Source organism: Acinetobacter sp. QJM3NY_42 (assembly GCF_056173745.1).
Genome location: NZ_CM149689.1, coordinates 2,954,055 through 2,977,006, shown reverse-complemented (window position 1 = coordinate 2,977,006; position 22,952 = coordinate 2,954,055). Strand labels below are relative to the sequence as shown.

Sequence of the window (22,952 nt, the reverse complement as noted above, 5' to 3'; positions counted from 1 at the left end):
CTGACCTAAGTTCAAACAAGGAAGATTTATTCAGGATACTTTTTTTGCTTGCGTTATTATCCCAAAAAAAAGCAGCATTAAAAGAAACCTAAGATTTAGGTGTTTTATGACAGATACTCGTGAAAATTGGTCCGCGCGATCAGGTTTTATTATTGCGGCCATCGGTTCAGCCGTGGGGTTGGGAAATATTTGGCGCTTTCCCTATGTTGCCTATGAAAATGGCGGTGGTGCATTTTTAATTCCCTATCTTATTGCTCTATTAACAGCAGGATTACCTCTGCTATTTCTGGACTATGCCGTCGGGCACCGAAGCAATGGTGCACCGCCTAAGGCTTATAAAAAACTATTTAAACCTGCTGAATCACTGGGCTGGTGGCAGGTGTGTGTATGTATCATTATTGCTTTGTACTATGCTGGAGTGCTCACCTGGGCGGGTAGTTATATATTTTTCTCTATGGGACAAATATGGGGGAATGACCCGGAGGCTTTCTTCTTCAAAACCTTCCTGAGAACTTCGGAAGCCAGCAATTTTGATATGTCTTTTGTTAGCCATCTTTTTTGGCCTCTGGTGGGTGTCTGGGCGCTGGTTTTGGCTATTCTCTATGGAGGCGTAAAAAAAGGAGTTGAGCTTTCTAACCGTATCTTTATGCCTTTACTGGTAGTGCTATTTACTATTCTGGTGATTCAGGCATTGCGCTTACCTGGTGCAGCTGATGGTTTAAATGCCTTCTTTACCCCGAACTGGAAAGCCATGATGGATTATAAGGTCTGGCTGGCAGCTTATGGTCATATCTTTTTTTCTTTGTCTGTTGGCTTCGGTATTATGGTGACCTACGCCTCCTATCTAAAGCCAAAAACCAATTTAACGGGTTCGGGTCTTATTGTCGGTTTTGCCAATTCGTCATTTGAGCTTCTAGCTGGTATTGGGGTATTTGCTGCACTGGGCTTTATGGCTCACTCGGCCGGTACTAGCGTACAGGAAGTAGTAAGTGGCGGGATCGGACTGGCCTTTATTGCATTTCCTAAACTGATTTCAAGTCTGGGAGCCGGGGCTGATCTGTTTGGTATTCTGTTCTTTGGTTCACTGTTTGTAGCTGGTGTAACTTCAATGGTCAGTATTCTGGAAGTGCCAATTGCTGCCATGCAGGACAAGTTAAACTGGAGCCGCAAGAAAGCTGTAAGTGTGATTGGTTTCAGTACAGGTGCGGTATCTATTTTCCTGTTCTCAAGTGTCAATGCCATCAAGCTGGTCGATATTATTGACCACTTTATTAATAACCTTGGAATTGTGTCGGGTGCTTTAGTTTCAATTATTATCGTTTCCTGGTTCAAACGTGTACTGATGACTGAACTAGAAATTCACATCAACTCGATTTCTACAGTTAAACTGGGCCGTACTTGGGAACTTACACTAACTGTAGTTACTCCAGTGGTACTGCTGTCAACTTTGGCACTGACTTTAAATGCCTTACTGCAAAAAGGCTATGGTGATTACTCCTTAAGCCTTCAGGTCTGGTTTGGCTGGGGCAGTATTATTTTCTGTGCGCTAGGCGCATTGCTGTTTACTAAGCTCAGTCAGCGTTAGGAGGTGATATGAATACATCTGCAATTATTATGCTGGTCATTTCCATTGTCTTTCTATGGGGTGGTCTAATTTTATCTATTCTTCACTTGATGCGACATCCTGAAGAGATCGATATTAATGACCAACATAGACTCTAAATAAAAATACATTGCTTCAATACTGAAAGCCTATAAAAAAAGTCATTATCTCTTGTAGATAATGACTTTTTACTTTTAAGGGACAAACCATGGATAACTTCATGCAGCAAGAAGTCCTGACAGCTTTTCTGGTCACTTTATTGGCCGGACTGGCCACAGTGATTGGCGGAGCGCTGGTCCTGTTTTTTAGGCAGCCCAGCTTCCGGTTTTTATCATTCGGTCTGGCCTTTTCAGCCGGTGCGATGGTTTACGTTTCGCTTACTGAAATTCTTAATAAATCTATTGCTTCTTTCTCTGGTGCTTTTGACCCTAAAACCGGTTATGCCTTGGGAACTTTTTCATTGCTGCTGGGTATTATTCTGGTATTACTACTTGATCACTTCATTCCTAACCCGCATGAAAGTGTAGAAAAAGGTACAGAGCATGGACTGGATCAGCAGCAGCTGATGCGGACGGGACTGCTGACCCTGTTTGCTATTACTGCCCATAATCTGCCCGAAGGTTTGGCAACTTTTTTTGCCACACTGGAAAGTCCGACCTTGGGAGCACCACTTGCAGTTGCAATTGCTATTCATAATATTCCTGAAGGGGTAGCCATTGCTTTACCCGTCTATATAGCCACTCAGAATAAAAAACTTGCTTTAGGTGCAAGCTTTGTTTCCGGTCTTGCTGAACCTGTAGGTGCAGCACTTGGCTATTTTATTTTGCAGCCTTTCATGAGTGATGCAATTTATGGCATTGTCTTTGGAATTATTGGTGGTGTGATGGTTTATCTGGCCTTAGACGAGCTGCTGCCTACAGCCAAACGTTATAGCCAAGGCCATGAAACCGTATATGGACTGGTATCCGGCATGGCGATTTTGGCTTCAAGTCTGGTACTGTTCAGATTTATTAGTTAAGAGTGGCTGAATAAAAAAGTGGCTTAAATTGCCACTTTCTTAATTCTACAGTAATAAAAGCCATCGCCATGTCCAGGTTCTGGCAGCAGCTGGCGGCCATAGAGCTGCTCAATCCCCCAATCTGCCTGGATCTTGTCTTCTACAGCATCTTTGTGTTCAATAAAGAACTGGGTCATTTGCTGCTCATTTTCAACTTTTAAAATCGAGCAGGTGATATAAAGCAAAGTTCCGCCAACATTAAGCTGTTGCCACATATGATGCAAAATCCGTTTTTGCAGATCGACAGTCTGGGCAATGTCTGAGGGCTGACGCAACAGCCGGATGTCGGGATGCCGGCGCAGAACCCCAATAGCCGAACAGGGCGCATCTAAAATAATACAGTCTACTGGCTGTTCAGGCTGCCAGCGTGTTGCATCGCCTGCTTCAATCTGAACATGACCAGCTTCAAGGTCAAGCCGTTGCAGATTCTCTGTAATTCGTTTTAAACGCTGTGGGTCCTGATCTAATGCAACCAGTAGCGCAGGTTGGTACTTTTCTAGAAGATGCGCCGTTTTCCCGCCAGGCGCTGCACAGGCATCAATAACCGTTTTAGTATTCAAATTGGGCAAAAGGCTGGTACTTAGCTGGGCATGTTCATCCTGTACTGAAAACCAGCCCTCGTCATAACCTGGTAGTTCACGTATAGGCATACTCTGGTCCAGTACAATCCCTACCTCTGATACAACGCAGGCATGGGCCTGAATCTGTATATTATGCAGTTGTTCCAGATAGGCTTCACGACTGATTTTACGCTGGTTTACTCTTAGGGTCAGTGGGGCTGATTGCTTGAGGTTCTGGCTGAGTGACTGGATCTGCTCGGGCCAGTCTTTATTCAGTCGTTTAAACAGCCAGCTTGGCAGACCATGCGCCTGGTTCAGGGTGTGCTGAAATTGCTCGGTTTCCCGTGTGGCCCGTCTTAAAATGGCATTAACCACGCCACTGAGCGGATGAAAGCCCAGCTGTTTGGTTGCAGTGACCGTTTCCGAAATTGCAGCATGTGGCGCAATACGGGTGCAAAGTACCTGATACAACCCTAAATACAGGCAGGTTTCGACTACAGGATTATTCAGGGGCTTGGTCAGCAATGGCAGGGCCAGTGACTTGAGGGCGAACCATTGGCGTAAAGTACCTAGTAACAACTCATGGAACAAGGCTCGGTCACGGTCGGCCACCTGGTTTAGCTGCTGGTTCAGGATCAGTGACAGAGACTGGCCCTGTTGTACTGCCAGCAGACTATGCACCACTTGTGCACGTAAATTCAGGTCTGGACCGGGAGAGGGAATATAACTCATTGTAGGATTTGCCCAACCTTCAGTTTCTGGGTTTGATTAATTTGTACAGCATTCAGCGGTTTACCGCCTGGCCATTGCAGGCTGGTCAAGCAAAGTACAGTGTGCTGACCGCACTTTATATGAACCCCTTTTTTATCGATCGCAACAATCTCACCTGGCTGGGCCGCAGTATCTGGCTGGTCTGAAAGCCGTGATTCCCAGACACGCAGCGCAATATTGTCATCAAGTTGACAAAATGCTACCGGCCACGGATTAAACGCCCGGATATTGCGGTCCAGAGCTACTGCATCCTGAGTCCAATCAATTTCTGCTTCAGCCTTGCTCAGCTTATGAGCATACACAGCCAAGCTGTCATTCTGGACTTCACTGTCAGCAAGTGCCTGTTGCAGGGTCTGCTCAGATTCGAGCACTGTACAGATGGCTTCAGCGCCTTGTACTGCGAGTTTATCATGCAAGGTTGCCGAGGTATCACTGGCCAGAATCGGACATAGCGTTTTAAGCATCATATCGCCTGTATCCAGCCCGGCAGCCATTTTCATAATAGTGACACCAGTAACCTGATCGCCTGTAGCGATAGCGCGCTGAATAGGGGCAGCACCACGCCAGCGTGGCAGCAGCGAACCGTGAATATTCAGGCAGCCATATTTAGGAGTATCTAAAACAGCTTGTGGCAAAATTAGACCATAAGCCGCCACCACCATTACATCTGCATTAAGTGCGGCCAGCTGCTGCTGTGCGGCCAGCCCTTCTTCAGTACTGCTTTTAAAATGCAGAGGCTGAAAAACGGGCAGATCATGTGCAAGTGCCAGCTGTTTTACCGCTGAGGCAGTCAATTTCTGGCCGCGACCTGCCTTGCGGTCTGGCTGGGTATAAACCGCCACAATGTCATGAGGTGTTTTTAATAATGCATTTAAAGCTACTGCGGCAAATTCAGGGGTGCCGGCAAAAATGATTCTCACAAGTGCAATCCGCTATAAACTTGTTTCAAGTATAAGGCATAATCGGCTAGAGGCCTAAAAGCGATGCGTATCCGGCTGTAACCTGAACAAACTGACTGCTATACATGAACAAAAATTTATTTAAAACTATTTATTGATAATTTTATTTTATATAAAAATAAAAAATTATTCATGCAAGTTTTCGGGATTATTCGAGAGATAAAGGCCTTTGCAGCTTTAAGAAATACAGAGGCTTCTATAGAATGATCACAATTAAAAAATACAGATGATGCGATCATAGCTATGGCCATCGCCTAAGCCACGGAGTGAGTTTTCATGAGCAAAGAAAATATACGCGAGCATTCAGCACCAGTTTATGAGGGCATCGAAAATGCGCCGGCACGTTCCATGATGCGTGCGGTGGGCTTTAATGATGATGATTTTACCCGTCCATTTATTGGTATTGCCTCGACTTGGGCAAATGTTACACCATGCAATATGCATATTGATGGTCTGGCGCGTGAAGTAGAAAGTGGCGTGAATACAGCCGGTGGTAAAGGAATCATTTTTAATACCATTACTATTTCTGACGGTATCTCAAATGGTACTGAAGGTATGAAATACTCACTGGTATCCCGCGAGATTATTGCTGACTCAATTGAAGCTGTTGTTGGCTGCCAGGCTTATGATGGCGTAATTGCAATTGGTGGCTGTGACAAGAATATGCCGGGATGCATTATGGGACTTGCCCGTCTGAACCGCCCGGGCCTGTTTATTTATGGCGGTACGATTCAACCGGGTGAAGGTCACACCGATATGATTTCGGTCTTTGAAGCAGTAGGCCAGCATGCCAAAGGTGAAATCAGTGCAATTCAGGTCAAGCAGATCGAAGAAGTGGCATTGCCTGGTCCAGGATCATGCGGTGGAATGTATACCGCAAATTCAATGGCCTCTGCCATTGAGGCGCTTGGCATGAGCTTGCCGGGTTCATCTTCGCAAGAAGCTATATCAAGTGACAAACAGCTCGACTGTGCGCGTGCTGGCGAAGCAGTAATGAACCTGTTACGTCTGGATATCAAGCCTCGCGATATCATGACCAAGGCGGCATTTGAAAACTCAATTAAAGTTCTGATTGCTCTGGGCGGTTCAACCAACGGTGTATTGCATTTGATTGCGATGGCACATACTGCCGGTGTCGAACTGACACTGGATGACTTCGTACGTATTGGCAAGGATATTCCGGTTGTTGCTGATGTACGCCCTTCAGGTAAATACCTGATGTCGGAACTGATTAAAATCGGAGGCATCCAGCCCCTGATGAAGCGGATGCTGGACCGTGGCATGCTGGATGGTTCTTGCATGACAGTAACTGGTAAAACTCTGGCTGAAAACTTGGCTGATGTAGAAGATTATCCTGAGGGTCAGCAGATTATCATGCCGTTTGATGCACCAATCAAAAAGGATTCACATCTGGTAGTGTTGAAGGGCAACTTGTCTCCTATGGGTGCCGTGGCAAAAATTACCGGTAAAGAAGGGCTTTACTTTGAAGGCCCGGCGCGGGTATTTGAAGGTGAAATTGGAGCTATGCGCGGTATTCTGGATGGCGAAGTTCAAGAAGGCGAAGTCGTGGTCATCCGTGGTGAAGGGCCAAAAGGTGGACCCGGTATGCCAGAAATGCTCAAGCCAACCTCTGCCATTATCGGTAAGGGCTTGGGCCAGTCAGTTGCCCTGATTACAGATGGCCGCTTCTCGGGTGGTAGTCATGGTTTTGTAATTGGTCATGTAACTCCGGAAGCCTATGAAGGTGGACCGATTGGTCTGGTCAAAAATGGTGACCGGATTTCGATTAATGCCGAGACCCGTGAGATGACCCTGCATATTTCAGATGAAGAAATGGCAGCTCGTAAAGCCGTTTGGGTTAAACCGAAACCAAATTATACTTCGGGTGCGCTGGCCAAGTTTGCTAAACTGGCAGCAGGCGCAGACAAGGGTGCCGTTACTGATCTAAATCTGGATGTGTAATTGAACATTTTGTCCTGACTTGTTATAAACCCTTGTATTAAGACAAGGGTTTTTTATTTTTAGAGGCTACTCACATGTCACTGTTACGCCGTTGGTTTGATCCGATCCGATCGAGCTGGTTTTATCAAAAACCTTCCCGGCAGGCGGTATTGCCTACAGATCAGGGGCTGAGTATTTATCTGCGGCTGGATGATGTCTATAGTTATCTGGCTGCACAGCAGCTGACCCAGCTCGACAATATTCTCAGTGATGACATCAAGCCGCTCAAAATTATTATTTCAAGCCGGGCAGCTGAACCACCTAATAACATGACTGCCAGTGAATGGCAGGCCTATTGCGTTAATGATGCGCAGATTCTGGCAAAGCAGCACCGTTTTAGCTTTCATGAAACTCCGGAACTGCCTACTGCAGAGGCCTTGCAACAGGCCGAACTGATACTTCGTAATACACCGTTACAGGGGCGTAATTTCCTGTATCTGCTTGAGGATGTGTTTCATATGCTCTGGCAGCAGCAATATGGCAAGTTGCGCACACTGTATGCAATGGCCAAGCGCCATCAACAGCCGCATGACTATCCGGAGCGAATCTTTACAGATAATGCAATCTTGTCCAGCTACTTTGAGTTCGGTGGACGAAAATACCATGCAGTTGATGATCTGCTGCGTTTAACCCGCCGTCTCAAACAGCAAAAACTGCTGACGGGTAATCCGATTTTCCTGATCAATCATATCGAGTGGCGTGAGCATCTGCTCAGTGATGCTGAAGAGCTGTCAGATATTCACAGTATGCATCCGGAGCTTGATCTGTATATTGCACTTGAAGACCCTATTAGCTGGCTACTGCTGGCTTATATTAAAGAAGAGTTGGCAGATTATTATAATATCCAGTTGCAGGTTTATCCGCTCAGTTACCATGGCCGTGACTGGTTTGACTGGAGTCTGGCCACCCGCCTATCAAAACGCACCGAAGTTGCTTTTACGCCATTTTGCCGCCCCACTCAGGAAGCAACTTTAAATATGGCACGATTATTTTATAGTGTGCCGGAAGAACAGCGTATTGAAACCATGTACACTCTACTCAAAGCAGTGTGGACGCAAGGCAAAGATTTGTCGTATAAACCGCATTTTATGCAACTACAGCATAGTCTGGGAATTGAGCAGCTTGGTGAACAGGATGTTGTGACATTACTGGAAAAGAATGATATGCACTGTGAAAACATGCACCAACCTAGTTTACCAGTATTGCAATTACGGATTGATGGGCAGAGCTATACCTTTAACAGCCTGTACCGGGTCTGGATGATTGAAAGTATTTTTAACAATGTATTGGAAGAAAAGTATAAAACTGAAAATGATGCAGAGCATCAGCAGAGGGATTAATCAAAGAACCTGAACCCGACTGGAATAAAAAAACAGCTTTAAGTTCCAAACAGTAATATAACTGTTATATTTTCTTTGACCAGACTGGGCTGACAGCCTGCTGGTTCAGAACCTCCAACAACTCTTTATAGTCCTGCACTATATAGTCTGCTTTAAGACGGATTTGCTCCTGTTCATGCTGGGAATGTCCATCATATATGGCCACGACCTGTATGCCAGCCGCATGTGCTGCCTCTACACCGACCAGCGAGTCTTCAATAATCAGGCATTCACTGGCTGTAATCTGAAAATGTGCCAAGGTCTTAAGGTAAACTTCAGGGTCCGGTTTAATGCGCGTAACATTTTCGCGGGTAAGAATGAGGGAAAACTGGGTATTAAAATCTATCTTCTGGTAAATGTTGGGATTATTCTGCTGATAACGCTGAATATTATGAATACTGGTTGTGGTAGCGAGGGCCAGCAGGAAATTCTGCTGTTGTAAGTCCTTTATGAAATACTCGGCATACGGTTTTAAACGTATTACCTGATCAAGAAAATGCTGGGAGATGGTATAACGTAATGTTTTGATTTCCTGTTTTGATAAAGCAGAACCATAACTGTCTTTTAAAAAACCACAATATTCTAGGTATGGATCAGCATGAGTCCTGAACAGATTCAGTTGTTGGTCGCGCTGCTGTTGAATCTGTGACAGTGAGATGTTCTGGCCACTCAAGCTTTTAATCAGATGGGCATCAATATCATTCCAGATACCAACTGAATCGATCAATGTTCCATCCAGATCAAAACAGATTACTTTTTTGTTACTAAACATGCTACGTATTCTTTACTCAGCCCAAGCGCATGGAAGTATAACATGGGCAGCTAAAACAGTTTTCTGCTCTGTGCCTTATATCATTTGGCCTCAATCTTCTGTTGAGGCCTGCTCCATAAAACCCTGATATTGGAAGTTAATGACTTTACCTAAAATAATCGCTCTACCCAAAGGGATGAGTTGAATGCTTGGTTATGTCATAGGTGTATTTGCAGTAGCGGGAATGATCAAGGGAACTATTGGTCTGGGCCTGCCCGCAGTTTCAATGGGATTGCTAAGTCTGGTAATCAGTCCATTTCAGGCGGCCACCTTATTGATTATACCTTCCATGGTCACCAACTTTTGGCAGCTTTTTGCCGAAGGCCATGTGGTACGGCTGATCCGACGTTTTTGGCCAATGTTAGTGGGAATCGTCACCGGGACAATATGGAGTATTTTTCCAACCCTGGGTGAAACAGATACGGCGTTTCATAGCGAAATTTTACTGGGGGCCATGTTGGTGCTTTACGGACTATATGGCCTGTGCGCTAAAAATATGCCGAATCTGGCACCGTATGAGAAATGGCTTTCTCCAGCAATAGGATATCTGGGCGGAGCACTGACGGTAGCAACTGGGGTGGTAGTCATCCCGGTCGTCCCTTATTTGCAGTCTTTACAGCTTAAAAAAGATGATCTGGTACAGTCCTTGGGGTTAGCTTTTACCGTTTCCACACTGTGTCTGGCTATTTTTCTCCATCAAAACCCGGTTGATAATACACCTATTGATTATACTCTATCGATGATTGCCTTGATTCCGGCACTTATTGGCATGTGGTTGGGTACTAAAATCCGTTATCAGATAAGCGAGCAGAAATTCCGGAAAGTGTTTTTCATTGGTCTGGTTTTATTCGGCAGTTATATGATGCTACACCAGTTAGGCTGGCTCTAGCCCAGACTGAGCTGACTTTTCTTTGCCAGCAAAAACTGGCTGAAATGCTGATATGGCACAGGCAGCTCGTCAAAACTACGTGCGGCCAATAAGAGTTTACGATTGGCCCAAGCACCATTCAGCTTGATCTGATGGAAGGTGTAATGAACACTTAGTCGCATGGCTGCACGTTTAGGCATAACTGCCACTCCTACGCCATTGGCAACTACCTGGGCAATGGCTGCAAAATTTGGCAGGCGTAAACGGTACTGGATAGCGCAGCCAAGAAGCTGGGCTTGGGTTTCAATTGACTGCTGTAGAGAATGATGCTGCATTAATCCGACAAAAGGCTGGGTGAGCGTATCGGCCAGAACCAATTCTTTAAAATGACTCAGTTCATGCTTTAGGGGGCAGATCAGTACCAAAGGATCATCAGAGAACTCCAGTGTCTGTAACTGATGGGCCTGAAAGAAACTGGAGATCAGGCCCAGGAGCGCCGTTCCCTTATCCAATGCATAAATAATATCGTTACTTTCTGCCTCTTTCAGATCGATTCTGACCTGAGGATTTTCAACCAGATACTGGGGTAGCAACTGTGGCAGATACTCACTTTGTGCAGATGAGTTGCACCAGAGTGCGACTTCACAGCTTAAATTTCTGGAGAAAGGTAGCATACTGTGCTGTAAATGCCGCCCTTGCTGGATCATCAATGTGGCCTGTTCGGCAAAGGCTTGTCCGGCCAAGGTCAGACTGACACCAGAAGAGTGCCGGATAAACAGCTGTACGGTAAACTGCTGCTCCAGTTTTTTGATACGTTCACTGGCTGCCTGCAAGGAAATGGCTGAGCGCTCAGCACCCCGGGTCAGACTGCCACTGTCTACAATATTCAAAAAAAGCTGCAGATCAAATAAGTCAAGGCGCATGGCTGAGCTGTTCTTGGAAAGTACCACTATCTTACTAAAACCCCCATAAAAAAAGCAGCCCGAAGGCTGCCGAAATCAACAGATCAAATCAGGTTTTATCTTTAAGGCTAAAAAACCAGTTCAATAAAATTGCTGCGAAGGTTGCAGTACCAATACCGCCCAGATTAAAGTTGCCAAAGACCAGCTCAAAATTACCGGCTCCCAAAATAATAGTCACGGCAGCAACCACCAGATTTTTGTTATTAGCAAAATTGACCTTGTTTTCAATCCAGATTTTGGCGCCGGCAATGGTAATCAGGCCAAATACTACAATTGATGCACCTGTCAGGATAGCGGTAGGAATAGTAGAGATGACTGCACCAAATTTTGGTGAAAGGCCCAGAAAAATTGCAAAGATACCGGCAATCACAAAAATAATGGTAGAGTAAACCCGGGTAATTGCCATTACCCCAATATTTTCACCATAAGTCGTCATACCGGGAGCACCAACACTGCCAGACAGTGAAGTCGCAATCCCGTCTGCAACAAATGCCTTGCCTAGATGCGGGGTCAGATTTTCACCTGTCATCGCCCCAACTGCCTTGATATGTCCCAGGTTTTCAGCTACCAGGATCAGTGCAACAGGTGCAATAATCAGCATGGCATTCATTTCAAACCGGGGCGTGGTCATACTTGGCAGTCCGAACCAGGCTGCATTCGAGATGACTGAAAAATCAATCGGTTTACCATAGCCCAGCACATTACTGATGATAAAATAAAGCAGGTAAGACAGTAGTAGCCCAACCAGCAATAATAAACGCTGCAAAAGTCCACGGGTAAAGACTGCGATCATACCCATAGAAAGTACCGTTAGTAGTGCCATCCACATATCAAACTGATTGCCTGCTACACTCTTGACGGTCACTGGCGCAAGGTTCAGGCCAATAATCATTACCACTGCGCCTGTTACCACAGGAGGCATCAGTTTCTCGATCCAGCGGGTACCAGTCAGCATGACAATGAAACCGATGACGGCATAAAATACCCCACAGGCCACTATACCGCCCAGAGCAACAGCCAGGTTCGGATTGACACCGCTACCAATGGCATGACCACTTGCTGCTGCGACTACACCAATGAAAGCAAAGCTTGAACCCAGATAACTTGGTAACCGACCGCCTGTAATTAAAAAGAATAAAATGGTGCAGATCCCGGACATCAAAATAGCCAGGTTAGGATCAAAGCCCATCAGTAAAGGTGCAAGTACCGTTGCGCCAAACATGGCGAATGCATGCTGGATACCTAAAACTACACTTTGTGCCGGAGGGAGATATTCATTGGTAGAGACGGGTCGCTGGTCAATGTGACCGGCATAAGGACGCCATTTGGGAAACCAATTGGACATAAAATGAGCTCTTGAAATTCAAACTGGCGACATCATACTCTTTCTTTTCTGGAGAATTAATCTCTCCAGTAAAATTAAATGATGATAATTACAATAGTTTTTTGGTTTTTTTACCAACCGGTAAAAAGGTTGAATAAGCTAAATTTTACGAAATCAATCAATTAATTTATGATTTTTTAGAGTATTGACTTTAAAAATAATTTTTGCATGAGATAAAAATAATATGTTTTAAGCAGTATTTTTTAATAGAACCTGATCGGAATGGCAAAACGGATGAGAGCTACATATTGATCTGCCAGTAAATTAAATCTTATTTACTGGCAGAGATTTTAAGTATTTAAAACCTATTTGCTAAAGCATGGATTAGCCTGTGTTACGTAAACCTGCGGCAATACCCGCAATACTGACCATCAGGGCATGGTCAACCGGTGTATGTTCAAGTTGCTGTTCAGCCAGATAGATCCGGCGGCGTTTCATCAATTTGGCCTGTAACAGGTGCAGGGGCAACAGATACGGTTTACGCACCCGCATTGACTGGTCCAGTACTTCATTATGACTGAGCAGCTTGGATTCGCCCTTGAGTGCCAGTAAAGTCTGAACTGCATCTTGCAGACGCTGACGCAACTCTTGTCCAAGTGCTTTGAGTTCAGGGTCATCAGTCAGATGAGCCTCATAATATAGCGCTACATGGGCATCGGCCTTGGACAGCACCATTTCCAGCATGTCTATCAGTGTCTGAAAATAAGGCCATTGCTGTAACATTTCATCCAGCAGTTCTTTTTGGCCCTGATCCAGTACCTGATTCAGCGCAGCACCTGTACCCAGCCAGGCAGGGAGCATCAGCCGAATCTGGGTCCAGGCAAATACCCATGGAATAGCACGCAGGGATTCGATACCGCCACTAACTTTACGTTTGGCCGGGCGTGAGCCTAGCGGCAGCATCTGTAGTTCCAGCTCAGGAGTTACAGTACGCAGATATTGCACAAAGTGTGGATTCTCCCGTACAGTCTGGCGATAGACCTGTACTGAAAGATCAGTCATGCAATGCATCAGTTCACGCCATTCGGCTTTAGGTTCTGGCGGTGGCAATAAAGTTGCCTCTAGCGTTGCTGCGGTATAAATTTCCAGATTTTGCAGGGCAATACCTTCCACACCAAATTTGAAGCGGATCATTTCACCCTGTTCTGTTACCCGAATAGCCCCTGATATTGAACCGGGCGGCTGGGAGAATAAAGCCTGCTGGGTCGGTGCTCCACCACGGCTAATAGAACCACCACGACCATGAAACAAAGTCAGCTGAACAGCATGTTGCCGGGCCACCGCAGTTAGCTCTTCCTGAGCACGGTATTGTGCCCAGTTGGCAGACATAAAGCCGGCATCTTTTGCGGAGTCGGAATATCCGATCATTACCTCATGCTTACCCTGAATGTGCTGTCTGTACCAGTGCATATTGAACAGTGTCGCCATCGTAGCGGCTGCACCATCCAGATCCTTTAAGGTTTCGAACAGGGGCACAACACGCAATGGTCGTTGTATACCTGCTTCTTTTTGCAGTAGCAGTACGGCCAGTACATCGCTCGGGTACTCTGCCATAGATATAATATAGGCACCCAGGCTTTCAGATGGCTGTTCGGCCAAGGTCTGCATGGTCGCAAACACTTCCTGGACATCGGGATGCAGGATCAGACTTTGTGCCGGCTCATTGAAGTGTTTAGGTAGTAAAGGCCGTTTACTTTGTAATTCCTGCAACAAGAAATTCTGGCGTGCCTGTTCTGTCCAGGTGTCAAAATTGCCCAGACCCAGGTATTCGGTAATGGCCGAGATGGCTTGGCGATGACGGCCCGACTCCTGACGGACATCCAGTTTTAAGAGTTCGATACCAAAACAGTTAACCCGACGGATAAAATCCAGCAGTCGGCCATTGGCAATTTCTGGCAGATTACAGGCCATCAGTGAGCGATAACAGAGAAGTAAAGGCTGGAGTAATTCGTCCTTACTATGAATAACAAGGCTGGCGTCAGCATCTTGCCCCTGTAATTTCTGTGCAAGCCAGTGACGGGTAGCGCGTAAACGTTCGCGTGTTTGACGCAGATATTCCCGGTAGGGTTCAGGGTGGGTATATCCCAACGCTTCGCTCATTTCCTCGGAGCAGTTCTGAATGGAAAGTTCCCAGCGCAAGGCTTCAATATCACGTACATACAGATCAGCAGCCTGCCAGCGTGATAGCCATAAAACTTCCTGTGTAACCTGATGGGTTACATTCGGATTCCCGTCCCGGTCGCCGCCCATCCATGAAGCAAAGCGAATAGGTGCAACTTCGAGCGGCAGAGGTCGGCCACAATGCTCGAGTACCAGCTGATCCAGTTCATGAATAAATTTAGGTACAGCATTCCACAGGGTTTGTTCGATAGTGGTAAAACCCCATTTTGCCTCATCAATCGGGGTTGGACGATGCTGGCGGATTTCATCGGTTTGCCAGGCTGAACAGATCAGCTGCTTCATTTCATCTAGTACACTCTGACGTTCATGAGGGGTCAGTTTTTGCTGGTCCAGACGCGACAGGCACTGGTTGATTCCATCATATTTCTGAATCAGGGTACGGCGGCTGACTTCTGTAGGATGTGCGGTCAGTACCAGCTCGATCTTGAGTTCACAAACTTGCTGGTAGAGGGCATCAGCACTGATATCTTTTTGTTTAAATTTCTGAAACAGGTGATCAAGCGGGTTTGGAGAAGGAGCATTTTCATCGAATTCATGCTGTCTCCGGCTGCGGACCAGATGATATTGCTCGGCAATATTGGCAAAGTTCAGAAAATGGGAAAAAGCCCGGGTCAGGGGCAGAATTTCTTCATCTTTTAATGTTGAAAATAGTTCTTCAAGCTGTTTTTCTGCTTCTTTTTGTCCGTCACGTGCACCTTTAGCCAAAGCACGAATCTGTTCAATCTGATTAAACAAATCCTGTCCCGCATGCAGTTTAAGGGTTTCACCCAGAAGATTACCGAGCAAACGGACATCTTCACGTAACGGGGCATCAATTTGTTGAATCATCACCTTTCTCCTGAGGCTGTTTTCCTTATATCTTTTTGACTATACCGCGATTATGTGACTTGCCAAGACAGAGAATTTGAATTCCTGATCTTTTGTGCAAAAAATAACAGGCAATACAGTTAAAATTTTTAAAATAGAGTGGAAGTCTGGTTCAAGGTGGAGATGAGCGAACCTGATAGCGTAATAAAAACAGCTCAATGGACTGCTGAATCATACAGTCACGTTCTTGCTGATCTGGGACCGGCTGCATACCAAGTAATACATGCTGATGTCGGATACCCAATAACAGGGAAAGTAATAGCTCGGTATACATGACCGGGGCAGCTGGCTGAATAAAGCTCAACTCAATAGCCTGGCGGAAGAAATCTGTCAGGCTATTGGTCAGGCGCTGATGCGAAGCCTTAAAAAACTGTTCTACCAGAGGACTCTGCTCGGCTGCCAGCTGCAGCAGTATATATTCAAGCTTGAGCGCTTCTGGCAGGTAAATTAGATGTAATACTCGGCTACAGACCTGATACAGCTCTTTAGCAAAATGGCTTTGTGCATGCAGACTGAATTGGCGGGCCGGTATCGCTTCCTCGCAACTTTCTTCAATGGCACAGGTAAATAAAGTGGCCTTGTCCTGAAAATGATTATAGACCGTCAGCTTGGTTACACCGGCTTCAGATGCAATCTGGTTCATACTGGAGCCGTGATAGCCCTGTTTTAAAAACATACACTTGGCTGCGGCCAGGATCCGGGCTCGTTTTTCCAAATCTTTAGGACGACCTGCTGTTATTTGCACACCATTATCCAGAAACTTTAAATAAAATAAGAATTAAAAATATTCTAATTTATGTACCGCGCGGTATATTAATTAAAAAATAAACAATTTAGTATAGCGATCATTATTCTGCCTTAAAAATAAATCTGAAATAAGAGCAATTTGCATGAGTTTAACCAAATCCGCCCTGGTGAGCCTGATTTTTATGTGTTACCTGACTTTAGGGGGGTGTAGCCGGGAAGCTCCCCAAACTGAAGAAATTCCTTATGTAATGGTCGCACAGCCCTTGACTACGCATCATGAACAGAAAAGTTATGCCGGCGAGGTTCAAGCCCGCCAGCAGACAGCACTGGCTTTTCGGGTTGGCGGGCAGGTTACTGCCCGGCTGGCAGAGGTAGGGGATCGAGTCCGGGCAGGTCAGGTCTTGGCCCGGCTGGATGTGAGTGATGCACAACTACAAAGTAATGCTGCCAGGGCCCAGCTGGAAAGTGCTCAAGCTGCTTTAAAAATAGCGGCCGATGAATTACAGCGCTTTAGACAGCTGCTGCCGATGAATGCAGTCAGCCGTTCCCAGTATGACGCGGTTGAAAACCAGTATAAATCGGCTGAGTCCGCCTATCGTCAGGCCCAGTCCAATTATCAGGTCAGTACCAACCAGACCCGCTATAACCAGCTACAGGCTAATCGAGCGGGCGTGATTACCGAACGTAATATTGAGGTTGGGCAAGTGGTAGCAGCCGGGCAGGTAGCATATCAGCTGGCAATTGATGGCGACCGGGACGTAGTTATCGGCATACCCGAACAGACTACCAGCGCTATAAAAGTTGGTCAGACTGCCTGGGTTACCCTTTGGTCACAGCCACAAGCCAGATTAGCCGCTTATGTTCGGGAAATCTCACCTGCAGCAGATGAGTCACGTACCTTCAAGGTTAAAGTTGCGTTACGTGAAGGGCCATCTGCCATTCAACTCGGGCAAAGCGCACGGGTATTTTTTGATTATAGTCAGCCGAATGTCCTGAGTGTGCCTTTATCCAGCGTATCTGCCCATGAAAAACAGCCTTATATTTGGGTTCTTCAGCAGGATCAGCGTATACATAAAGTACCAGTTCAGCTCGGAGCCTATGGCCGGGACTCTGTGCCCGTACTTTCCGGTCTCAAAGCTGGGGACTGGGTAGTAATTGGAGGAGTACACCTGTTGCATGACAAGCAGAGAATTCATCCGGTAGACCGTAATAATCGTCCGGTGAAGCTTGCAGCAGGAGCACAACCATGAAGTTTAACCTGTCGGAATGGGCACTGCGTCATAAAGGATTAGTACTTTATTTGATGATATTGCTGGGTATTGTCGGCATTTATTCTTATTCCAAACTGGCACAAAGTGAAGACCCGCCATTTACCTTTAAGGTTATGGTGGTACAAACTTACTGGCCGGGAGCAACAGCCAGAGAAGTTTCCTTGCAGGTTACTGACCGTATTCAAAAAGAGCTGATGACCACCGGACAATATGAACGCATCATGGCTTATTCCCGGCCGGGCGAGTCAATGGTTACCTTTATTGCCAAGGACTCGCTCAAATCAGACCAGATTCCCGATGTCTGGTACAACGTGCGTAAAAAAGTCAGTGATATTCGCCATCAATTACCTCAAGGTGTACAGGGGCCATTTTTTAATGACGAGTTTGGAGATACCTTTGGCAATATCTATGTACTGACCGGAAAAGATTTTGACTACGCCATTTTAAAAGAATATGCCGACCGTTTGCAGTTACAGTTACAGCGGGTCAAGGACGTCGGTAAAGTTGAGCTGATCGGACTGCAGGACCAGAAAATCTGGGTTGAAATTTCTAATACCAAGGCGGCACAGCTGGGTATCCCGGTGACTGCCATCCAGCAGGCCCTTCAACAGCAAAATAGTGTTGCTAATGCCGGATTCTTTGAAACCGGAACTGATCGTATCCAGCTACGGGTGAGCGGACAGATTCAAAGTGTAGAAGAATTAAAACAGATGCCGTTACTGGTCGGCGGGCAGACCATCCAGTTATCTGATGTGGCAGAGGTTTACCGCGGCTTTAGTGAACCGGCCCAGCCGCGGATGCGCTTTATGGGTGAAAATGGAATTGGAATAGCTGTTTCCATGCGTAAGGGTGGAGATATTCTGGCGCTGGGTAAAAATCTGGAAAATACCTTTGCTAAGTTACAGAAAACCTTGCCGCTGGGTATGCAACTGCAAAAAGTATCTGACCAGCCAGTTGCAGTGAAACGTAGTGTTAACGAGTTTATGAAAGTACTGGCCGAAGCAGTTATTATTGTTCTACTGGTCAGCTTTTTCTCTCTGGGCTTTCGCACCGGTCTGGTGGTGGCTTTTTCTATACCGCTTGTGCTGGCGATGACATTTGCCGGAATGAACCTGTTTGATGTCGGACTCCACAAGATTTCACTTGGTGCCCTGATTCTGGCTTTAGGTCTGCTGGTAGATGATGCCATTATTGCTGTCGAAATGATGGCTATTAAAATGGAGCAGGGCTACAGCCGTATAAAAGCTGCTGGTTTTGCATGGAACAGTACAGCTTTTCCAATGTTGACCGGAACACTGATTACTGCTGCCGGTTTTCTGCCAATTGCCACAGCTGCTTCAAGTACTGGTGAATATACCCGTTCTATTTTTCAGGTAGTCACCATTGCCCTGATTGTTTCCTGGTTCGCAGCAGTGCTGTTTGTTCCTTACTTAGGTGAGAAGTTTTTACCTGATTTTAATCAGTTACCGGTTCGGGCACCGTGGTACCAGCGTCTATGGGCGCGGCTGCGCAAACGCCCTGAACCAGAGCCGGTCAGACCGGTACATGCATTGGATGAAGTTCATGATCCCTATCAGAGCGGTTTTTATCAACGGTTCAGAAAACTCGTCAATACCTGTGTAACTTATCGTAAGACCGTTATCATCAGTACAGTGGGATTATTTATACTGTCAATCCTCATGTTTAAACTGGTGCCACAGCAGTTCTTTCCACCATCTAACCGTGCTGAAATTCTGGTTGATTTAAAACTTGAAGAAGGTGCTTCGCTTACTGCTACTGAAAATGCTGTCAAAAAGGTCGAGAGATTCCTCTCCACACAAGAGGGTATTGATAATTTTGTAGCCTATGTCGGAACCGGTTCACCACGATTTTATCTGCCTTTGGACCAGCAGTTACCTCAAGCCAGCTTTGCCCAGTTTGTGGTACTGGCTTCTTCTCTGGATGATCGGGATGAAATCCGTCGCTCACTGGACCAGCAGATCCGTAAACTTTTACCGGAAGTTCGTACCCGGGTGTCATTACTGGAAAATGGGCCTCCGGTCGGGTATCCGATTCAGTATCGGGTTTCAGGTGAGGATTTAAGCTTGGTCCGTCAATGGGCAGAGCGTGTAGCGCAGGTCATTGGTAAAAATCCAAATACTACCAATGTACATCTGGATTGGGGTGAGCCCAGCAAGACCATTATTTTAAATATTGATCAGGACCGCGCTCGCCAGATGGGAATTAGCAGTGCTGATCTGGCCAGATTCCTGAACAGTTCCATCAGCGGGGCGGCTATTGACCAGTACCGGGAAAAACGTGAACTGATTGAGATCCGTCTAAGAGGAGACCAGGCAGAACGGGTGGATGTCGGTTCATTGGCCAGCCTGGCCGTACCGACCAGCCAAGGGAGTACTGTTCCTTTGGCCCAGATTGCCCAGATTGATTACAGCTTTGAAGATGGATTGATCTGGCATCGTAACCGTTTACCGACCATTACAGTCCGGGCAGACATACGCAGTCAGCAGCAACCTGCAACAGTCGTGAATGAAATGGCCGGACAGATCGAGCAGTTACGTAACAAGTTACCGCCTGGTTACCTGATTGAAGTTGGCGGGACAGTGGAAGAGTCGGCACGTGGCCAAAGTTCAGTAAATGCAGGAATGCCGCTATTTCTGGCTGTGGTCATGACTTTACTGATGTTACAGCTCAAGAGTATCTCGCGGGCATTGATAGTATTTCTGACCGCACCTCTTGGCCTGATTGGTGTAGTCATCTTTTTGTTGCTGTTTAACAAACCTTTCGGTTTTGTGGCCATGCTGGGCACGATTGCCCTGTCCGGCATGATTATGCGTAACTCTCTGATCCTGATTGACCAGATCGAGCAGGACATACAGGCCGGTCATGATCGCTGGAATGCCATTATTGATGCGACGGTTCGGCGTTTCCGTCCTATTATTCTGACGGCCTTGGCGGCGGTTCTGGCCATGATCCCCCTATCACGCAGTATTTTTTTCGGTCCGATGGCTGTAGCGATTATGGGTGGACTGATTATTGCGACGCTGTTAACACTATTTTTCTTGCCAGCTTTATATGCAGCATGGTTTAAGGTGAAAAAACCGTAAATATGCAGTAATTTTTGCTGAATATGAGGTGCGAAATATTGAAAACTTCAATATAGTAGCACCTTATCTTTTACACAAAATAACACAGCAAATTTCATTGCATAAAAATAACTGATGCATGCAATGAATGAGGTCAGAGAATCCATGAGGCAAGATACACTCGCACAGCATCGCCGTTATATTGCGATCTCGTATGTTTTCATGTTTCTGGCATTATTTAGTGTCATTACCGCAGTCATTGCCTATATTCTGGCGCGCAAAGTTGCTGGTGTCGATCATGCAGAAGTCTGGCTTAATTCCCATGCCTTATGGATTATGCGAAATATAGTGCTGTTTTTGGGAATGACAGTTTTTGCAGCGCTATGGTTTATTCCGCTGATTTTCTTTTACTGGGACAGCGAACTTTGGGTTACAGCCTGTACAGTTCTAGGCGTCGTCTTTACTGCGATTGCCTGGCTGTTCCTGTTAAATGCCTGGATTAAAGGTATTTCCAAGTTCTTCAATTACAAGGCAGTTTTTTAAAGTCTTTTAAAAAAACCGGCTTTGCCCTTGTAAAACAGTACCTAATCCCCAATTTTACACGGCAGTTGTATAAATTAAAATTCCGTGAGGAGCATCGCCAGTCATGGCTAAACGTGATTATTATGAGGTTTTAGGGGTTTCCAAAACCGCAAGTGATGATGAGATTAAAAAAGCCTACCGAAAGTTGGCGATGAAATATCATCCGGACCGAAATCCTGATAACCCGGAAGCTGAAGAAAAATTTAAAGAAGCCTCAGAGGCTTATGAAGTCCTGTCTGACAGCGAAAAGCGTAGTATGTATGACCGTATGGGTCATAGCGCGTTTGAAGGCGGCTTTGGCGGCGCAGGCGGCGGCTTTGGCGGTTTTAGTGCTGAAGATATTTTTAGCCAGTTTGGTGATATCTTTGGCGGGGCTTTTGGTGGTGGTGGACGTCAGCAGCGTCAACGCCGTGGTTCCGACCTGCGTTATGTGATGGAATTGACACTTGAAGAGGCAGTACGTGGTGTCAAGAAAACTATTACTTTCAATGCGCCTGCGCCTTGTGAAGTCTGTCATGGAAAGGGTTCCAAGAATCCAAATGATGTAGAAACCTGTAAAACCTGTCACGGTGCAGGACAGGTACGGATGCAGCAGGGCTTTTTCTCTGTACAGCAGACCTGTAGCACTTGTCGTGGCCAAGGTAAAATTATTAAAAACCCATGTCATGCCTGTCATGGTTCCGGTGTTGCAGACCGTCAGCAGACTCTGGAGGTTACGATTCCTGCAGGTGTGGATAATGGTGACCGGGTACGTCTGAGTGGCAAGGGCGAAGCTATTCGTGATGGCCAGTCAGGTGACCTCTATGTTGAAGTCGTAGTGCGTGAGCATGAAATCTTCCAGCGTGATGGGGCTGATCTGTATATGGATGTGCCTGTCAGCATTGCTGATGCAGCGCTTGGCAAGGAAATCCAGATTCCTACACTTGAAGGCCGTGTAAGTCTGAAAATTCCTGAAGGTACCCAGACCGGAAAGCTGTTCCGTTTACGGGGTAAAGGCGTACGTCCGGTACGTAGCAGCATGGTAGGCGATCTGCTTTGCCGTATCGTGATTGAAACTCCGGTCAATCTGACCAGCCATCAACGTGAACTGCTAAAAGAATTGCAGGCCTCTTTTGATGGTGAAGACAGTACGTCTTCACCGAAGAAAAAGTCATTCTTTGATCGCCTGTTTGACTAAGCAGGTGCTCTGAGATAAAAGGCAGCTATTGAGGAGCTTTTCTTCATAGCTGCTTTTTCTTATTTAAAATAATCTGGAATACTTAACAAACCTGTCTGTTTAGTCATAGGTTTATTCTGGCTGTATGGCATCAATATCATTCCAGCTTACCAGTTCTTCCTGCCCAGTGGCTGAGGTAGAGGCCTGGAGTATACTCTGCTGGGTAACCTGTGCCGCAGAAGACTGTTCCTGTATTCTACTTGTCTGCTCATCGGGCATAATAGTGTCAATTTCCTCGACTGCAATACTTGTAGCTGTTTCATTCTGAACCTGTACTGTCCCAGACGGTAAAGAGGTCTGGCGCAGAGTCGTCGTGATGCGTGCTGTAGATAAATTTGCCAGTGTATCGCCCGCTTGAACTACCGGCTCAGCCCAGACTGCACCCGTACACAGTATTAAAACGATTCCCAAACCCGTAAAGTGAAAGCGCATATCTTTTCCTTATTTGATGACACCCAATGGTGCTGGCTAGTCTGCGCCTGCTTGTTTAAAGAATTGTGAAAAATACGAAATTGTCTGAACATTTTTTAATATTTTTCAGCAGTTAACTGGATAAATAAAGTCATGAATGAGCTAAAAATATTGCTTCTTCTTTGAACTGCTTGTTTTCTTAATGGTTCATTTTTATAAAGGAACTTTAAGCCATAATT

Annotated in this window: 18 protein-coding genes; 10 read left to right on the top strand and 8 right to left on the bottom strand. The window is 46.0% G+C overall.

Annotated elements, in window-relative coordinates:
* The first annotated feature begins 106 nt into the window (after positions 1-106).
* The 3 genes from AC0VYT_RS14135 (at position 107) to zupT (ending at position 2,621) form a co-directional block, all read left to right on the top strand.
* Entirely contained in the window at positions 107-1,585 is a 1,479-nt protein-coding gene (locus tag AC0VYT_RS14135; protein ID WP_005017616.1) for a sodium-dependent transporter, read from the top strand.
* An 8-nt stretch (positions 1,586-1,593) separates the two neighbouring features.
* The gene (locus AC0VYT_RS14130) at positions 1,594-1,722 is read left to right on the top strand and encodes a methionine/alanine import family NSS transporter small subunit (protein WP_005017618.1); all 129 of its coding nucleotides are present in this window, start codon (positions 1,594-1,596) and stop codon (positions 1,720-1,722) included.
* An 89-nt stretch (positions 1,723-1,811) separates the two neighbouring features.
* Positions 1,812-2,621: a zinc transporter ZupT gene (zupT, locus tag AC0VYT_RS14125; protein ID WP_005017619.1), complete on the top strand. Its 810-nt coding sequence runs from the start codon at positions 1,812-1,814 to the stop codon at positions 2,619-2,621.
* Positions 2,622-2,644: 23 nt separating this feature from the next.
* Here the strand turns inward: zupT and rsmB are convergent, their stop codons facing one another.
* Positions 2,645-3,952, bottom strand: coding sequence for a 16S rRNA (cytosine(967)-C(5))-methyltransferase RsmB (rsmB, locus tag AC0VYT_RS14120; RefSeq protein ID WP_005017620.1), 1,308 nt, complete (start codon positions 3,950-3,952; stop codon positions 2,645-2,647).
* Positions 3,949-4,911 carry a methionyl-tRNA formyltransferase gene (gene fmt, locus AC0VYT_RS14115; protein ID WP_005017623.1) on the bottom strand — a complete coding sequence of 321 codons (963 nt, stop codon included), beginning with the start codon at positions 4,909-4,911 and terminating at the stop codon, positions 3,949-3,951. The genes rsmB and fmt overlap by 4 nt, the downstream gene beginning before the upstream one ends.
* A 315-nt stretch (positions 4,912-5,226) precedes the next feature.
* Between fmt and ilvD the strand changes: the two genes are divergently transcribed.
* On the top strand, positions 5,227-6,912 hold the full coding sequence (gene ilvD / locus AC0VYT_RS14110; protein WP_005017626.1) for a dihydroxy-acid dehydratase: 1,686 nt from the start codon (positions 5,227-5,229) through the stop codon (positions 6,910-6,912).
* A gap of 74 nt (positions 6,913-6,986) precedes the next feature.
* On the top strand, positions 6,987-8,291 hold the full coding sequence (locus AC0VYT_RS14105; protein ID WP_005017634.1) for a hypothetical protein: 1,305 nt from the start codon (positions 6,987-6,989) through the stop codon (positions 8,289-8,291).
* 64 nt (positions 8,292-8,355) lie between these two features.
* Here the strand turns inward: AC0VYT_RS14105 and AC0VYT_RS14100 are convergent, their stop codons facing one another.
* Complete coding sequence (locus AC0VYT_RS14100; protein ID WP_005017638.1) at positions 8,356-9,102, bottom strand: HAD family hydrolase; 747 nt, start codon at positions 9,100-9,102, stop codon at positions 8,356-8,358.
* Between the two features lie 184 nt (positions 9,103-9,286).
* Between AC0VYT_RS14100 and AC0VYT_RS14095 the strand changes: the two genes are divergently transcribed.
* Positions 9,287-10,030, top strand: coding sequence for a sulfite exporter TauE/SafE family protein (locus AC0VYT_RS14095; protein WP_005017640.1), 744 nt, complete (start codon positions 9,287-9,289; stop codon positions 10,028-10,030).
* Here the strand turns inward: AC0VYT_RS14095 and AC0VYT_RS14090 are convergent.
* The 4 genes from AC0VYT_RS14090 to AC0VYT_RS14075 form a co-directional block, all read right to left on the bottom strand.
* Positions 10,027-10,932 (bottom strand): LysR substrate-binding domain-containing protein, encoded by a 906-nt coding sequence (locus tag AC0VYT_RS14090; protein WP_005017641.1) that lies wholly within the window; start codon positions 10,930-10,932, stop codon positions 10,027-10,029. The genes AC0VYT_RS14095 and AC0VYT_RS14090 overlap by 4 nt on opposite strands.
* 88 nt (positions 10,933-11,020) lie before the next feature.
* The gene (locus AC0VYT_RS14085) at positions 11,021-12,316 is read right to left on the bottom strand and encodes a solute carrier family 23 protein (RefSeq protein WP_005017642.1); all 1,296 of its coding nucleotides are present in this window, start codon (positions 12,314-12,316) and stop codon (positions 11,021-11,023) included.
* 363 nt (positions 12,317-12,679) lie between these two features.
* The gene (ppc, locus tag AC0VYT_RS14080; RefSeq protein ID WP_005017643.1) at positions 12,680-15,364 is read right to left on the bottom strand and encodes a phosphoenolpyruvate carboxylase; all 2,685 of its coding nucleotides are present in this window, start codon (positions 15,362-15,364) and stop codon (positions 12,680-12,682) included.
* A 151-nt stretch (positions 15,365-15,515) separates the two neighbouring features.
* Positions 15,516-16,148, bottom strand: coding sequence for a TetR/AcrR family transcriptional regulator (locus tag AC0VYT_RS14075; RefSeq protein ID WP_005404691.1), 633 nt, complete (start codon positions 16,146-16,148; stop codon positions 15,516-15,518).
* 145 nt (positions 16,149-16,293) lie between these two features.
* Here AC0VYT_RS14075 and AC0VYT_RS14070 point away from each other — a divergent pair, with 145 nt between their 5' ends.
* From AC0VYT_RS14070 to dnaJ, 4 genes are all read left to right on the top strand, one after another.
* The gene (locus AC0VYT_RS14070) at positions 16,294-17,400 is read left to right on the top strand and encodes an efflux RND transporter periplasmic adaptor subunit (RefSeq protein WP_005404824.1); all 1,107 of its coding nucleotides are present in this window, start codon (positions 16,294-16,296) and stop codon (positions 17,398-17,400) included.
* Positions 17,397-20,525: an efflux RND transporter permease subunit gene (locus AC0VYT_RS14065; protein ID WP_005404825.1), complete on the top strand. Its 3,129-nt coding sequence runs from the start codon at positions 17,397-17,399 to the stop codon at positions 20,523-20,525. The genes AC0VYT_RS14070 and AC0VYT_RS14065 overlap by 4 nt, the downstream gene beginning before the upstream one ends.
* A 144-nt stretch (positions 20,526-20,669) precedes the next feature.
* Positions 20,670-21,047, top strand: a complete 378-nt coding sequence (locus tag AC0VYT_RS14060; protein ID WP_005017647.1) for a hypothetical protein — start codon at positions 20,670-20,672, stop codon at positions 21,045-21,047.
* A gap of 103 nt (positions 21,048-21,150) precedes the next feature.
* The gene (dnaJ, locus tag AC0VYT_RS14055; protein WP_005017657.1) at positions 21,151-22,263 is read left to right on the top strand and encodes a molecular chaperone DnaJ; all 1,113 of its coding nucleotides are present in this window, start codon (positions 21,151-21,153) and stop codon (positions 22,261-22,263) included.
* Between the two features lie 111 nt (positions 22,264-22,374).
* Here dnaJ and AC0VYT_RS14050 read toward each other — a convergent pair whose 3' ends face one another.
* Positions 22,375-22,734, bottom strand: a complete 360-nt coding sequence (locus AC0VYT_RS14050; protein ID WP_005017659.1) for a hypothetical protein — start codon at positions 22,732-22,734, stop codon at positions 22,375-22,377.
* Positions 22,735-22,952: the final 218 nt, after the last annotated feature.